This window comes from Ruegeria sp. YTSA168 (genome assembly GCF_059610045.1).
In genome coordinates, this window is record NZ_JBXWMW010000004.1 from 218,635 (window position 1) to 233,326 (window position 14,692).

Annotated in this window: 17 protein-coding genes; 11 read left to right on the top strand and 6 right to left on the bottom strand. The window is 57.6% G+C overall.

Annotated features, from left to right (window positions below; translation table 11 throughout):
- From AC2FFE_RS10345 to yddG, 10 genes are all read left to right on the top strand, one after another.
- A complete protein-coding gene (locus AC2FFE_RS10345) occupies positions 1 to 567 on the top strand; it encodes a TlpA disulfide reductase family protein (protein WP_496846571.1) in 567 nt (188 codons plus the stop codon).
- A gap of 64 nt (positions 568 to 631) precedes the next feature.
- Positions 632 to 997, top strand: coding sequence for a hypothetical protein (locus tag AC2FFE_RS10350; protein ID WP_496818996.1), 366 nt, complete (start codon positions 632 to 634; stop codon positions 995 to 997).
- A gap of 131 nt (positions 998 to 1,128) precedes the next feature.
- Positions 1,129 to 1,515 carry a hypothetical protein gene (locus AC2FFE_RS10355; RefSeq protein ID WP_496818995.1) on the top strand — a complete coding sequence of 129 codons (387 nt, stop codon included), beginning with the start codon at positions 1,129 to 1,131 and terminating at the stop codon, positions 1,513 to 1,515.
- Positions 1,512 to 2,483 (top strand): sterol desaturase family protein, encoded by a 972-nt coding sequence (locus AC2FFE_RS10360; RefSeq protein WP_496846572.1) that lies wholly within the window; start codon positions 1,512 to 1,514, stop codon positions 2,481 to 2,483. Before AC2FFE_RS10355 ends, AC2FFE_RS10360 begins: the two co-directional genes overlap by 4 nt.
- Positions 2,484 to 2,579: 96 nt before the next feature.
- The gene (locus AC2FFE_RS10365; protein WP_496818993.1) at positions 2,580 to 2,768 is read left to right on the top strand and encodes a hypothetical protein; all 189 of its coding nucleotides are present in this window, start codon (positions 2,580 to 2,582) and stop codon (positions 2,766 to 2,768) included.
- Positions 2,769 to 2,857: 89 nt separating this feature from the next.
- The gene (locus AC2FFE_RS10370) at positions 2,858 to 3,691 is read left to right on the top strand and encodes an EAL domain-containing protein (protein ID WP_496846573.1); all 834 of its coding nucleotides are present in this window, start codon (positions 2,858 to 2,860) and stop codon (positions 3,689 to 3,691) included.
- Between the two features lie 192 nt (positions 3,692 to 3,883).
- On the top strand, positions 3,884 to 5,059 hold the full coding sequence (locus AC2FFE_RS10375) for an acetyl-CoA C-acetyltransferase (protein ID WP_496818992.1): 1,176 nt from the start codon (positions 3,884 to 3,886) through the stop codon (positions 5,057 to 5,059).
- A gap of 186 nt (positions 5,060 to 5,245) precedes the next feature.
- The gene (gene phbB, locus AC2FFE_RS10380) at positions 5,246 to 5,968 is read left to right on the top strand and encodes an acetoacetyl-CoA reductase (protein WP_353012069.1); all 723 of its coding nucleotides are present in this window, start codon (positions 5,246 to 5,248) and stop codon (positions 5,966 to 5,968) included.
- Between the two features lie 302 nt (positions 5,969 to 6,270).
- Positions 6,271 to 7,218 (top strand): transcriptional regulator GcvA, encoded by a 948-nt coding sequence (locus AC2FFE_RS10385; RefSeq protein ID WP_496818989.1) that lies wholly within the window; start codon positions 6,271 to 6,273, stop codon positions 7,216 to 7,218.
- Positions 7,215 to 8,081 carry an aromatic amino acid exporter YddG gene (gene yddG, locus AC2FFE_RS10390; protein ID WP_496846574.1) on the top strand — a complete coding sequence of 289 codons (867 nt, stop codon included), beginning with the start codon at positions 7,215 to 7,217 and terminating at the stop codon, positions 8,079 to 8,081. Before AC2FFE_RS10385 ends, yddG begins: the two co-directional genes overlap by 4 nt.
- On the opposite strand, the gene AC2FFE_RS10395 is transcribed toward yddG, so the two are convergent.
- The 3 genes from AC2FFE_RS10395 to AC2FFE_RS10405 all read right to left on the bottom strand — a co-directional run bounded on the left by AC2FFE_RS10395 (position 8,078) and on the right by AC2FFE_RS10405 (position 9,349).
- On the bottom strand, positions 8,078 to 8,242 hold the full coding sequence (locus AC2FFE_RS10395; RefSeq protein ID WP_083445267.1) for a YdcH family protein: 165 nt from the start codon (positions 8,240 to 8,242) through the stop codon (positions 8,078 to 8,080). The genes yddG and AC2FFE_RS10395 overlap by 4 nt on opposite strands.
- A gap of 115 nt (positions 8,243 to 8,357) precedes the next feature.
- Positions 8,358 to 9,137 (bottom strand): tRNA1(Val) (adenine(37)-N6)-methyltransferase, encoded by a 780-nt coding sequence (locus AC2FFE_RS10400; RefSeq protein WP_496818986.1) that lies wholly within the window; start codon positions 9,135 to 9,137, stop codon positions 8,358 to 8,360.
- Positions 9,134 to 9,349, bottom strand: coding sequence for a putative signal transducing protein (locus AC2FFE_RS10405; protein ID WP_496818985.1), 216 nt, complete (start codon positions 9,347 to 9,349; stop codon positions 9,134 to 9,136). Before AC2FFE_RS10405 ends, AC2FFE_RS10400 begins: the two co-directional genes overlap by 4 nt.
- A gap of 56 nt (positions 9,350 to 9,405) precedes the next feature.
- On the opposite strand from AC2FFE_RS10405, the gene AC2FFE_RS10410 reads away from it, so the two are divergent.
- Positions 9,406 to 10,404, top strand: coding sequence for a polyprenyl synthetase family protein (locus tag AC2FFE_RS10410; protein WP_496818983.1), 999 nt, complete (start codon positions 9,406 to 9,408; stop codon positions 10,402 to 10,404).
- Here AC2FFE_RS10410 and AC2FFE_RS10415 read toward each other — a convergent pair.
- From AC2FFE_RS10415 to AC2FFE_RS10425, 3 genes are all read right to left on the bottom strand, one after another.
- Positions 10,397 to 11,218, bottom strand: coding sequence for a 4-(cytidine 5'-diphospho)-2-C-methyl-D-erythritol kinase (locus AC2FFE_RS10415; RefSeq protein ID WP_496818982.1), 822 nt, complete (start codon positions 11,216 to 11,218; stop codon positions 10,397 to 10,399). The two genes, AC2FFE_RS10410 and AC2FFE_RS10415, sit on opposite strands and share 8 nt — an antisense overlap.
- On the bottom strand, positions 11,208 to 12,920 hold the full coding sequence (locus AC2FFE_RS10420) for a tetratricopeptide repeat protein (protein ID WP_496846575.1): 1,713 nt from the start codon (positions 12,918 to 12,920) through the stop codon (positions 11,208 to 11,210). The genes AC2FFE_RS10415 and AC2FFE_RS10420 overlap by 11 nt, the downstream gene beginning before the upstream one ends.
- Positions 12,921 to 13,024: 104 nt before the next feature.
- Positions 13,025 to 14,671 (bottom strand): electron transfer flavoprotein-ubiquinone oxidoreductase, encoded by a 1,647-nt coding sequence (locus tag AC2FFE_RS10425; protein WP_496818981.1) that lies wholly within the window; start codon positions 14,669 to 14,671, stop codon positions 13,025 to 13,027.
- Positions 14,672 to 14,692 lie beyond the last annotated feature (21 nt).

The following is a 14,692-nucleotide window of genomic DNA, read 5'->3' on the forward strand; positions in this document are numbered from 1 at the left end:
ATGCGCCTGTTTCGTCTGATCCCCCTTTATATGGCCCTTGCGCTGGGTGCAAACGCCGCTTTGGCCACCGATGCCGAGACATTGGGCCCGCTGCGTGAGGATAGCCTGAAGCGACTGATCCTGCACAAAGAGCCAAAACCGGTCGAAGCGGTTGAGTTCGAATTGGAAGATGATGGCGGCACGGCCACTCTGGAGGACTATAAGGGCAAATACATCCTACTGAACTTCTGGGCCACCTGGTGTGCGCCTTGCCGCAAAGAAATGCCCCAGATCGCTGAGCTGCAGGAGGAGTTCGGCGGTGACAGGTTCGAGGTGCTGACACTGGCCACCGGGCGCAATTCGCCCGCCGGGATCAAGAAGTTCTTTGACGAGAACGGGATCTACAATCTACCCCGCCATCAGGACCCCAAACAGGCAGTTGCGCGTGAGATGGGCGTTATCGGTCTGCCAATCACCGTGATCCTTGATCCGGACGGCAATGAGATCGCGCGTCTGATTGGCGATGCCGAATGGAACTCGGATAGCGCGAAGGCGATTATCTCGGCTCTCGTCAACGCTGAAAGCTAAGAAATTCTGCTCTAAACCGTTAGAATCATAATACTCTCCCGCCGTTTAGTCAGGAGAGTATTTTATGAAGAGTATCACGACACTTGCCGCCGCGACCTGCATTCTGCTTGGTGCGGCGATGGCTGCTGACGCCAAGGACATCAAAAAGGAAAAACAATTCCTGGATGCGGTTGCAGGCAAAACGCTGACCGGAAACGGGGCGACCCTGGTCATCTCGGCCGACGGAATACTGTCTGGTAAACTGAAGGACGGTCGAAACGTTGCCGGGGCCTGGGTTTGGAACAAACGGTTCTGGTGCCGCAATCTGGTTGTTGGAAGCGATACACTGCCGCAGGATTGCCAGACCGTTTCGCTGGATGGCAATCAGGTGACGTTCACTCGCAACAAAGGTAAGGGTGACTCTGGCGGGACCTACACGATCAGCAACTAATATCAGTTTGAGTGGATCAAGTTTTGAAGGGGCGCAACCACCACGGCTGCGCCCCTTCGCCGTTCCGCCTTACGCCACGCCACCTTTGACAGCCGCAAGGGTCGGCTGCACTCTGGCCGCGGGAGGGCCAAATGCCGCTGGATATTCTTCTGGTGCTGGTGGTCGGAGGAATCGCCGGTGTCACGCTTTTGCTGCACCTGACAGGCCGATCGCAGTTGCGCGATCTGACACAGGAAAACACGCGTCAGGAATGGCTACGCCATTTCCCGGACGATGACGTCATTGATCTCACAATTGCCCATGATGGCCATACAGCCCTGATCCGGACCGTATCCGGCACCGGACTGATTTGGTCTTTTGGCGCGGATACCGTCGCCCGACACCTGCAGGATTATGACCTGTTGGACCATCCCGACGGGTTCGAAATCCAGTTTCACGACTTTGCCACACCCAGATGCCTTGTCCATCTGGACGAATTCGAACGCAGCCATTGGCGTAACCTGATGGAGCCCGCATGACAGACCAGATCACCTTTCCCGACGCCGTCCAATGGGCCGTGCCCTTTTTCATCGCTGCCATTCTGGCCGAGTTCTTGTGGATCGCTGTCAAAGGCCGGGGTGGCCGGTATGAGACACGCGATGCGGTAACCTCATTGATCATGGGGGCCGGGAACATCGCCTCGGGATTTCTTCTGGGGTTCATCGCCTATGCATTCTTCATGGGGCTGTGGCAGATCACGCCGCTTGATCTGGGCACCTCGATCCCGGTGATCATCCTGTGCTTTGTGCTGGATGACCTGCGGTACTACTGGGTGCATCGGTTCGGTCATCGAATCCGCTGGGTCTGGGCCAGCCATGTGAACCATCACAGTTCTCAACACTACAACCTGACCACCGCTTTGCGGCAGACATGGACCTATACGTTCACCTTCATGATGGTGGTCCGCGCACCGCTGATCCTGCTAGGTTTTCACCCGGCCATGGTGCTGTTCGTGGGTGGCTTGAACCTGATCTACCAATTCTGGATTCATACGGAGGCCATCGGCAAAATGCCCCGCTGGTTCGAGGCGGTGATGAACACACCCAGCCACCACCGCGCGCATCATGGCCGCAATGCCCGCTACCTGGATTGCAACTATGCCGGCGTCTTCATCATCTGGGACAAGATGTTCGGCACCTTTGTGCCCGAGCAGGAAGATGACCGGGTCGATTATGGGCTGGTTCACAATATCGGCACGTTCAACCCGTTGCGCGTGGCCTTTCATGAATGGGTTGGTATTTGGCGCGACGCCACGCAACCCGGCCTGACTTTGCGCCAACGGCTTGCCTATTGTTTTGCACCGCCCGGATACAGCCATGATGGCAGCCGGGACAGTTCGGACCAAATCAAACAGAAACACCTGGCACGGCATCCAGAAGACCACGGAACGCCCGGTTTCCAGCATCTCGGAGAGAGATTGCCCAATCTAAAGGCAAAACAACACTGAACTGTGCGTGATCGCGCAGGCCTGAGCTTGAATTGCCGGTTGCAAGTGCCATATGGGGTCCATGGTTTAAAACAACGAGTGACCGGAGACCCGCACATGACCCGCTTAACCACCCTTTCGATATCCGTGGGTCTGATGGGTCTGATGCTCGCCATGATCGCCGCGCTTGCCAGTGCTTTAGCCGGTTTGATCGCGTTGGGTTTCCTGATGATGCTGTTGGGCTTTACCGGTGCCGTGATCGGGGCTGCGGCCACTTTGGTACGCGCTGAACACTCGGCCCGCTGAAACTTCACCCATTTTAACCGCAGATTCACCTGTTTGCCCTGACACTGGGACCGAAACTCTATTCGGACATGTTCAGGGAACCGGCGCTAATGCGGGACAAGAAACTTGCGGATTTACCCGAAGGATCGGACAACCCGTTAAACTCGGCCATCTCGGCGCGGGATCGATCCGTGGTGAAAATGGCGACCGAAGCGGTAAAGCATAAGCAGTGCAAGCTGGCCTTTCAGCCTGTTGTACAAGCGCAATCGCCTGGTGGCATTGCCTTTTACGAAGGCTTTATCCGCGTGCTGGACGAAACCGGGCGTGTGATCCCGGCGCGAGAGTTCATGCCGCAGGTGGAAAACACGCCTCTGGGGCGCGAGATTGATTGCATCGCGCTGGAACTTGGGTTGCAGACGTTGGTGCGAAACCCCGACATACGCTTGTCGATCAACATGTCCGCGCGCTCAATCGGGTTTTCGCGCTGGGCAAAGGTACTGGATCGATTTCTGAAACGGGACGAGAGCGTTGGTGAGCGGCTGATCCTGGAAATTTCGGAACAATCCGCCATGCAAGTGCCCGAGCTTGTGATCGACCTGATGGATCGCCTGCAGGAACTTGGCATTGCCTTTGCGTTAGACGACTTTGGCGCCAGCGATTTTGGTCTGCGCCATTTTCGTGAGTTTCTGTTCGACGCCGCAAAGATTGATGGCCAGTTCATACGAGGCATAAGTGAACAGCCCGACAATCAGGCGCTGGTGCGCGCGTTGATCCAGGTCGCACAGGAATTCGAGATACTTGTAACCGCCGAATCGGTTGAAAACCGCGCAGATGCTGAGTTTCTGCGCAATAGCGGTGTCGATTGTTTGCAAGGTTTTCTGTTCGGAGCGCCCTCAGTCGCTCCACCTTGGAAGCAGGAAAACAACTCCAAAACAGGATCTTAAGCAACAATCGGCCTGGCTGCTTCGCTCGCGTAATCGGCTGAGACAAGCTGCCCGTTGCTGCATATGCAGCATTGCGATATGCCATAAAGCGCTGGAGCGGGGAACTTGGGGCGCTCTTGTTTTGTCAGAGACCTCTCTGCCACCTGCGCCGTCAGATTTCCCAAAGGACCTTGACGGTAAAGGACTGACTATATGACCAACGTAGTAATCGCATCCGCCGCACGCACAGGCGTGGGCAGCTTTAGCGGTTCGTTCGCGAACACACCTGCACATGATCTGGGCGCTGCCGTTTTGGAAGCGGTCGTGGAACGCGCCGGGGTGGACAAGGGCGAAGTAAGCGAAACCATCATGGGTCAGGTTCTGACGGCCGCTCAGGGCCAGAACCCCGCCCGCCAGGCGCATATCAATGCGGGCCTGCCGCAGGAAAGCGCGGCCTGGGGCATCAATCAGGTATGCGGCTCGGGCCTGCGCGCTGTGGCTCTTGGTGCGCAGCATATCCAACTGGGTGATGCAGACATCGTCGCCGCCGGAGGCCAGGAAAACATGACCCTGTCGCCCCACGCCGCCGCGCTGCGCGCCGGTCACAAAATGGGCGACATGAAGTATATCGACACGATGATCCGCGACGGTCTGTGGGATGCCTTCAACGGCTATCACATGGGTCAGACCGCCGAGAACGTCGCCGAGAAATGGCAGATCAGCCGAGACATGCAGGATGAATTTGCCGTGGCCAGCCAGAACAAAGCTGAAGCTGCGCAGAAAGCAGGCAGGTTCGCTGATGAAATCGTGCCCTTCACCATCAAGACCCGCAAGGGCGACATCGTGATGGACAAGGATGAATACATCCGCCACGGCGCGACCATGGATGCAATGGCCAAACTGCGCCCGGCCTTCACCAAGGACGGCTCGGTCACCGCCGCCAACGCCTCCGGTCTGAATGACGGCGCCGCGGCCACGTTGCTGATGTCGGCTGAGAATGCCGAAAAACGCGGTATTGAGCCTCTGGCCCGTATCGCATCCTATGCGACCGCCGGTCTCGACCCGTCGATCATGGGCGTTGGCCCGATCTATGCGTCGCGCAAGGCGCTGGAAAAAGCAGGTTGGTCGGTTGACGATCTGGATCTGGTCGAAGCCAACGAAGCCTTTGCCGCGCAGGCCTGCGCTGTAAACAAGGATATGGGTTGGGACCCGTCCATCGTAAACGTCAACGGCGGTGCGATTGCGATTGGCCACCCTATCGGCGCCTCGGGTTGCCGCGTTCTGAACACGCTGCTGTTCGAAATGAAACGCCGCGATGCAAAAAAGGGTCTAGCAACCTTGTGCATCGGTGGCGGCATGGGCGTTGCCCTTTGCGTGGAGCGTGATTAAGTGCGCTGAAAACCAGATAAAAAAGGGCGTCCACCGGGCGCCCTTTTTTGTTACAATCGGATCATATCCCTTTGATGCGACAATATCTCCGAACAGAAAGACAGAACGATCACGAAACGATATTGCGCATCTCTGACTCTCAGAGTAACAGAATTACCAAGACGTTTAAATTTGAAGGAGTCCTAAATGGCACGTACAGCACTCGTCACCGGCGGTTCCCGCGGCATCGGCGCAGCGATTTCCAAGGCGCTTAAAGCCGAAGGGTGTAATGTTGCAGCGACTTACGCAGGAAACGATGAAGCCGCAGCAAAATTCACCGAAGAAACCGGCATTGCCACATACAAATGGAACGTGGCCGACTACGACGAGTCCAAAGCCGGCATCGAAAAGGTCGAGGCCGAAGTTGGCCCAATCGACATCGTTGTGGCAAACGCGGGTATCACCCGCGACGCGCCGTTCCACAAAATGACGCCCGAGCAGTGGCATCAAGTGATCGACACCAACCTGACCGGTGTGTTCAACACGGTCCACCCTGTCTGGCCTGGTATGCGCGAGCGCAAGTTCGGTCGTATCATCGTCATCAGCTCGATCAACGGTCAGAAGGGTCAGTTTGCGCAGGTGAACTATGCCGCGACCAAGGCGGGCGATCTGGGCATCGTGAAATCGCTGGCGCAGGAAGGCGCGCGTGCGGGTATCACCGCAAACGCGATCTGCCCCGGCTACATTGCCACTGAAATGGTTATGGCCGTGCCAGAGAAAGTCCGTGAATCCATCATCGGCCAGATCCCGGCAGGCCGCTTGGGTGAGCCAGAGGAAATCGCACGCTGCGTCGCATTCCTGGCCTCAGACGATTCGCAGTTCATCAATGGGTCGACCATCTCGGCCAACGGTGCTCAGTTCTTCGTCTGATCACACTCAGTAGTAACAAAAAACGGGCCGGTCCTGTTGGACCGGCCCTTCTTTATCCCGTAAGATCACGCGCGCTGTGATCAGCGGGAACCAGTTAACCAGGCCCAAAGTTGGTGAATGACTTTGCTGCGTTCTTCATGGGCGCGACGGATCGCATCTTGAACAGACGGGTTGGTCGTCATCTCGATCATGGCATATCCTCTTGGCTAAAGCTGAACTTGACTTGCACCCAAGATGCCGCTTGATTTCCAGATACACAAACGAGAGTTTTCGACTGTTCACATAAGTAAATCTTAACCGATATGTCCGACAGACTGCCCCCTTTGACCGCTTTGCGCGCCTTTGATGCCGCCGCGCGCCATATGTCATTTGCCAAAGCTGCGGATGAGCTGAACGTAACGCCCGCTGCGCTGTCTTTTCAGATCAAGTCACTAGAGGAGCATCTGGGCCACCCTCTATTTCGGCGCTTGAATCGCGCGGTGGAACTGACCGAAGCTGGCAAAGCACTGGCCCCCGGTACAGCAGATGGTTTTGCCGCGCTCAAATCTGCATGGGCTGCGACGCGCAGATTGCACGACAACACAACGCTGACCGTCACGGCCGGGCCAGCCCTGACGGCGAAATGGCTGGCCCCGCGCCTTTATGATTTTGCGCGCGCCTATCCGGAAATCGATCTGAGATTCTCGGCTACCCTTCGCAATATGGATTTGGAACGGGACGATGTGGATGTCGCAATCCGCTTTGGCTACGGTCAGGATGACGGTTTGTACTGCCTTCCGGTTCGCAAAGAGTGGCTGACCCCGGTCATGACGCCGGAATTGGCCGAGCAGTTCAGAACCCCCGACAGCCTGCGTGACGCACCATTGATCCATGATGACTCAATTGCGTTCCTAAAACCGCCCGCCGATTGGCCCGCCTGGTTTCGCGCGGTTGGCGTGGATTTCATACCCACACATGGCGCGCATTTTTCGAACGCGGATCACGCGATTGATGCTGCGGTTGCGGGGGTTGGTGTCGCTTTGGGGCGACGGGCGATGATTATCAAGGATATGACCGAAGGGCGATTGGTCGCCCCGTTCAAAACCGCCATCGAAACCAAAGGGCGGTTCCGGTTTCTGTGCCTGCCCGGTGCGGAAAACCGGCCACAGGTGGCCGCATTCCGAGATTGGTTTCAGGCCGAGATTGAAAAGACCGCCCACATCTCGGATGAGTTCACGATCATTCCTGTAGAAGACGTTTTAGCCAAATGACAAGAAACCGCGCTACTGCCATCGGATTCATCGCTGTTCTGCTATGGGCCTTGCTGGCGTTGTTCACGGTCGGCTCGGCCCCAACCCCACCTTTGTTGCTGAACGCCATCTGCTTCAGCATCGGCGGTTCTCTGGGTTTGATCTGGACATGGCGATCCGGTGGGTTTTCCAAACTGCGCAGCATCAGTTGGAAAATCTATGCATTCGGTACTGTCGGCTTGTTCGGATACCACGCGCTCTACTTCTCGGCCCTGCGCATGGCTCCGGCGGCAGAGGCCGGGCTGATCGCCTATCTCTGGCCCCTGCTCATCGTCCTGTTTTCTGGATTGCTACCGGGTGAGCACCTGAGACCGGGTCATCTGGTCGGGGCCTGCCTCGGCTTTGCCGGGGCCGCGCTGATCATCACCGGCGGTGGAAGCGCGGGCTTTCAGATCGACCACCTACCGGGATACGCGCTGGCGTTCCTCTGCGCGCTGACATGGTCGGGCTATTCGGTTCTGTCCCGCAGACTGGGCGAAACGCCCACAAGCACAGTCGCAGTGTTCTGCGTGCTGACCGCCATCGCCTCTTGGGTGCTGCATTTCGCACTGGAAACGACCATCTGGCCAGATACGACCCTTAGCTGGGCCTCGACCCTGGCGTTGGGTTTAGGGCCTGTGGGGTTGGCGTTCTATGTCTGGGATATTGGGGTCAAACTGGGCGACATACAGATGCTGGGAACCAGCTCTTATGCAGCACCATTGCTTTCTACTGTTGTATTGGTTGCTGCCGGGATCGCCATGCCGACATGGACATTGGCGATCGCGGCGGTACTGATCACCGGCGGCGCTGTGATTGCGGCGCACGCCAGCCTAACTGGTTAAGCTGACAGGCGTTCGATCTCTTCTTTTAGCTTGAGTTTCTGCTTTTTCAGCTGGGCGATATGGAGATCATCGATGCCTGGCGAGCGTTGGGCTTGTTCCACTTCGAGACCGAGAGATTCGTGCTTCTTCTTCAGTTCCGTCAGATGTGCGCTCACGCTCATGGCGATCCTCCTTAGTTACGTGTCTAAATGTCACGTAAGAAGTTGAGCACATCGTTTCCACCCTGTCACGCTGCAGGCGCACAGAATCTGTAATAAATCCGACAAATTCGGCTGGTCATCGCCGAGCGGTATGAAACGGCCCCATGGCTGCACCATCCCTCAGCACCGCTGAAATCTCGGGGGTATAGCTTTCGCCATCCCGTTCGTGGCGATCCCCCTGATGTAGAATCAGCGAGGCATGCAGACGGAATGCAGCGCGTCCACCCTTGCGGGCACGCAGAATGACCAGTTCGGCTTCACGCCCTGACCGCGCCGCCAAGGGCTGCGCTTCGACCGAGCCAAGCTGGCCCTGGCAAGCCATCAGCATATCCGGCAGGCGATCGGCTCTTTGGATCATGTGTAGATACCCACGCTGCGCTAGGCGTTTGGTGGCCACGTCGATCCAATTGGCCAATGGTGTCTGTTCACCCAAGGCAACACTGCGCCCTGAATCTAGGGCCGGGCTATGGGCACCAGCGCGGTAATAGGGTGGGTTTGCGATTACATGATCAAACTGGCGTTGTTTTAGCTCTGGCGGAAGTGCGGCCAAATCGGCGGTTACAACGTCCAGTGCAATGGCGTTATCTGCGGCATTTCGACGTGCCAGATCCGCGTAAGGCGGCTGCAACTCTACCCCAAACAATTCCAACCCTTGCACGCGTGCCGCGAGGCAAAGAATGGCCGCCCCGGCCCCGCATCCAAGCTCCAACACTGATTGTCCACTGGTGGCCGGAACCGACGCGGCAAGCAAAACAGGGTCTACCCCAGCGCGATACCCGTTCACAGGCTGCCACAAGTGCAACCTGCCGCCCAAAAACGCATTTTGGCTTAGGTCATGATCCTCGAAGCAGATCATCGCCCCAGCGGGACCTCATTGTCGCGCATTACGCGTTCGGCGCGGGTCAGGTCATCCGCACGGACCATCAGACGGCGGGGGAAGATTCCGATACCGCCTTCGAGGATGCTCATATTTACGTCCATCTGAAAGCAGTCTATATCCTCGCCTTCAAGAAGAGCGGATGCAAAGGCCAAGATTGTCGGATCGGTGCTGCGCAATAGTTCTTTCATGGGGATGGATGTAAGGGCAAGGCATGGCAGAAGTCGAGCCTTGTATCAGGAGTGTGATGGACGTCAGCACAATCTCGAAACCGCACGAGCGGCTCGCCGAAATTCTGACCGGCGAAATGGAGGCGGTGAATACGCTGATCCGGACGCGGATGGCGTCTGAGCACGCGCCGCGCATCCCCGAGGTGACAGCGCATCTGGTCGAGGCAGGCGGCAAGCGCCTGCGTCCCATGCTGACATTGGCAGCGGCACGGCTGTTTGGCTATACGGGCGAACATCATGTGCGTCTGGCTGCAACGGTCGAGTTCATCCATACCGCAACCCTGCTGCATGACGACGTGGTCGACGAAAGCGCCCAGCGGCGTGGACGGCCCACGGCGAACCTGCTTTGGGACAATAAATCCAGCGTGTTGGTGGGCGATTATCTGTTCTCCCGCAGCTTTCAGTTGATGGTCGAAACCGGATCGCTGCGTGTTCTGGACATTTTGGCCAACGCTTCGGCCACGATTGCCGAGGGCGAAGTGCTTCAGATGACCGCCGCGACAGATCTGGGCACGGATGAGGCCGTCTATCTGCAGGTTGTGCGCGGCAAAACGGCGGCGTTGTTCTCGGCAGCGACCGAAGTGGGCGGTGTGATCGCCGGGGCGGCAGAACCACAGGTCAAAGCTCTGTTCGATTATGGCGATGCGTTGGGTATTGCCTTCCAGATTGCTGATGATCTGCTGGATTATCAGGGCGATAGCAAAGCGACCGGCAAGAATATCGGCGACGATTTCCGCGAACGGAAGTTGACCCTGCCGGTGATCAAGGCCGTGGCGCAGGCCACGCCTGACGAGCGCGTGTTCTGGGAACGCACAATTGAAAAAGGACGGCAGCAAGATGGCGACCTGGATCATGCGCTGAGCTTGATGGCCAAGTATCAGACGCTTGAAGCCACACGTCAGGATGCGCTGGGTTGGGCGAACAAGGCCAAGGCAGCACTGGAGGTGCTGCCAGATCACGAGTTACGGACCCTACTGAGCGATCTGGCTGATTACGTGGTGTCTCGGCTCAACTAAGCCGGGCCGCGCGACACCACCAATCTGGATGCGCTGCACCGATCTCATAGGCTGCAAAATGCGCGGCTTTCATTGACGGGTAAAGTGCGAAGCAGGTTGAGCCCGATCCGGACATGCGTGCCAGCAAAACGTCCCGTGTCCCAGTCAATTCGCCCAGAACACGCCCAATCTTGGGGGCAATGCCGCTCGCAGGGCTTTGCAGGTCATTTCGCTGATCCGACAACCACAAGGCACAGTCAGCCACGCCCTTAAAAGCCGGAATATCATCTGGCATCGGCGGGTTTTGACGCGACTCCATGGCTTTGAATACTGCACCCGTAGGCACTTCAGCGCCGGGATTCACCAAAAGGGCAGGCAACTCAGGCAAATGCATAGCAACCAACCGCTCACCAATCCCGCGCATCCGCGCGGCCCTCGCGATCATACAAACCGGTATGTCCGCCCCCAGAGAGACGGGAAGATTAGGCGGGATATCAATGCCTTGACCTTGCGCATGGCGCAGCATGGCCGCCGCGTCAGATGATCCGCCGCCGATCCCACCACCATGCGGTAGGGCCTTGTTCAGATCGACATGCCCGGTCCAGCCTATGGTTTCAGCGGCCTTCCAAACAAGGTTACGCGCGTCTTTGGGAACGCCAGCCGCGTGCTCACCGCTAACGGAAATCGACAGATCGGGCCCCGGCTCAAACTCCAATTGATCCCCGACATCTGCAAACGCCACGAGCGAATCCAACAGGTGATACCCGTCCGCCCGTTGGCCAGTTACATGCAGTGTCAGGTTTATCTTGGCGGGCGCAAAGGCCTTAGTTGCCATTGGCAACCTTCAAAGGATCGGCGCCTTCCTCGGCCAGCACCGCATCCAGACCCACCTCTAGCTTACGGCGGATGCGCTCGGGGTCCGCTTCGCCATCGGTCTCTTCCGAGTCAATGAAGGACAATGCGCGTTTCCACTGGAACTCGGCCTCACGATCCCGGCCAACGGCCCAATAGACATCGCCTAGATGATCATTGACGACTGGATCAACCGGCATCAGGGCTACGGCACGTTCCATATGCTCCACGGCTTCGTCATAGCGCCCAAGGCGGAACAGGACCCAACCCAGACTGTCGACAATATAGCCACTGTCCGGGCGGGCCGCGACGGCCCGTTCGATCATATCCAGCGCCTCATCCAGCTTTTCGCGGCGTTCGACCAGCGAATAACCCAGATAGTTCAGAACCTGCGGCTGATCCGGGTTCAACTCCAGCGCCTGCCGAAAATCCGCCTCGGCCTGATCCCAGTTCTTCAATCGCTCATGCGAGATGCCACGCGCGTAGTGCAGAAACCAGTTCCCGCTTGATGCGGCGTCTGTCAGGACGATTGCGCTGTCATAAGACACAACGGCAGCGGCATAGTTTTCCTGCTGGCGTTGTAAATCCGCAAGCGCCACGTGAACGCTGGGCAGATTGGGTTTCTTTGCCGAAAGATTCTGAAGCACTTCGATGGCAGCATCAGTTTTGCCTGACCGGCTGAGCACCTCGGCCCGACCCAGCTCAGCGGCATGGTGATCATTGCTGTCAGCCGGAACCTTGCGATAGGTATCGACGGCCAGGTCATATTGCTTCAATTCATCCAGAAGTTCTGCGCTCAGCAAGATTGCATCCACATGGTCGGGGCGCAGGAAGCTTGCGACGCGGGTATACAGCAGCACATAGTCGGGCGACGCTTCGGTGTTCAGCACCGCAGCGACCGAGAAAAAAATCTCGGCCATACCATCCTGAGCGGATCGAACATGGGTGAAGGGCAGAGTTTCCCCTGCATTCAACTGGCTGACGTAGTCTTCAATCGAAGGGTCACTGCCCGCCGCAAAAACGGTATCCAAAAACGCGAGCGCATCGGCGTTTCGGTCAAGTTGCGACAGAACCTCAGCCCGCGCCATTGCTGCACGGCGCGAGAATTGGGCAATCGCACCATCATTTTCTGCAAAGATGGCTTCCGCCCCTTCAAAATCTCCGATTGAAGCTAGCGCCATGGCCTTGTGATACAGCGCAAATTCGCGAAGCCCATCTTGCGTGGAAACAGTTTCAAACTGCTCCATTGCTTTGGTCATCTCGCCCTGACCCAGATAGGCCCAGGCCACCATCAGCCCGTCCACCAGCGGGCCAACACCCTTTGTCTGAGGGTCGCGCGCCAAAAGCTCTGCCAGTTTGTCATCCGCAATCAGATTGGCGGCAACCACCATTCTGGCGGCCTGGCTGGGCAGTTCGGCCTCTTCAATCGTTTGCGCGATGGGCAGGGCACGCTCAATCTCTCCCAGCGCCAGTCGCGCCACCACGACACTTTCCAACAAAAGCGCGTTCTGAGGGTCAAACTTCAGCGCCTGCGCATAATACTGCTCGGCTGCTGTATAGTCGCTTTCGTAAATCGCCTGACGGCCGGCCAGATAGGCCCCTGCCCCTGTATCCGCAGACACTGGCACACTGACCGTCGAAAAAAGCAGCGCGGCCAACACCGCGCGTTGCACAAGGGAAATCACCTAAATCCTGCCCTGCTATCTAAGATTGACCAATAAGCTAGGGCCTTGGCTGGCAAGAGGCAATGGCAGAGCCTTCACGACCCTGCCAGTGCACCGGTTTTCGCCTACATATTGGGATAGTTCGGACCATCCCCACCCTGCGGCGTGGTCCAGGTGATGTTCTGGCTGGGGTCCTTGATGTCGCAGGTTTTGCAATGCACGCAGTTCTGAAAGTTGATGACGAATCGCGGGCCGTTCTCATCTTCGACAATCTCGTACACACCCGCCGGGCAGTAGCGCTGCGCCGGTTCATCGAACTTGGGCAGGTTGACCTTTACCGGAACTTCAGGATCGGACAGCCGCAGATGGCAGGGCTGGGTTTCCTCGTGGTTGGTCATCGCAAAGGACACGTTGGTCAAACGGTCAAAAGACAGAACGCCGTCGGGTTTCGGATAATCGATGGGTTTGTGTTTGCTGGCATCCTCGGTCGCCTCGGCATCGTTCTTGCCGTGACCGATAGTGCCAAGCAGTGAAAAGCCCAGCGTGTTGGTCCACATGTCCAGACCACCCAGCATCAGCGAGGCAGTCAGGCCCCATTTCGACCAGATCGGCTTGACGTTGCGCACCTTCTTGAGGTCGCTGCCGATGGGGCCGCTGCGCACTTCAGTCTCATAGTCGGACAATTCATCACCAGACCGCTCGGCCTTGATGGCGTCGTAGGCAGCCTCGGCTGCGGCTTTGCCCGACAGCATCGCGTTGTGGTTGCCCTTGATGCGCGGTACGTTAACCATTCCTGCCGAACAACCCAGAAGCGCCACACCCGGCGCGACCAGTTTCGGCATCGACTGGAACCCGCCTTCGGTGATCGCCCGCGCACCATAAGCCACGCGCTTACCGCCTTTCAGCAGATCAGCGACAACCGGGTGATGCTTGAAGCGCTGGAACTCCATATAGGGGTACAGGTGCGGGTTCTTGTAGTTCAGGTGAACCACAAAACCGACATAGACCTGATTGTTTTCAAGATGATAGATGAACGACCCGCCACCAGCGTTGCTGCCCAACGGCCAGCCCATGGTGTGCGTAACGCTGCCTTCCTTGTGCTTGGAAGGATCAACCTCCCAAATCTCCTTCATGCCAACGCCGTATTTCTGTGGCTCTTTGCCAGCAGACAGGTCGTATTTGGCGATGACTTCTTTGGACAGCGACCCGCGCACACCTTCCGACAGGAAGACGTACTTGCCGTGCAGTTCCATGCCCGGTTCGGTGTTGGGACCGTAGGAACCATCGGCCTCCAGGCCAAAGACACCTGCAACCACGCCTTTGACTTCGCCATTCTCGCCATAGACAAGTTCCGAGCATGCCATGCCCGGGAAGATTTCCACGCCCAGTTCCTCAGCCTGCTCAGCCATCCACCGGCAGACATTGCCCATCGAGACAATGTAGTTGCCGTGGTTGTTCATCAGCGGCGGCATTGGGAAGTTGGGGATGCGGATCTGACCCGCCTCTCCCAGCATGTAGAAGTTGTCCTCTTTGACCGGTGTGTTCAGCGGCGCGCCTTTTTCCTTCCAATCGGGGATCAGTGCATCCAGACCGCAGGGGTCAAGCACCGCGCCTGACAGAATATGCGCGCCCACTTCGGAACCCTTTTCCAGAACCACAACGTTCAGATCGGCATCCAGCTGTTTCAGACGGATGGCCGCCGACAGGCCCGCAGGGCCTGCGCCCACGATCACCACGTCATATTCCATCGCTTCGCGTTCAATATCGGCCATCGCGGGCTCCCTAGCTAACTT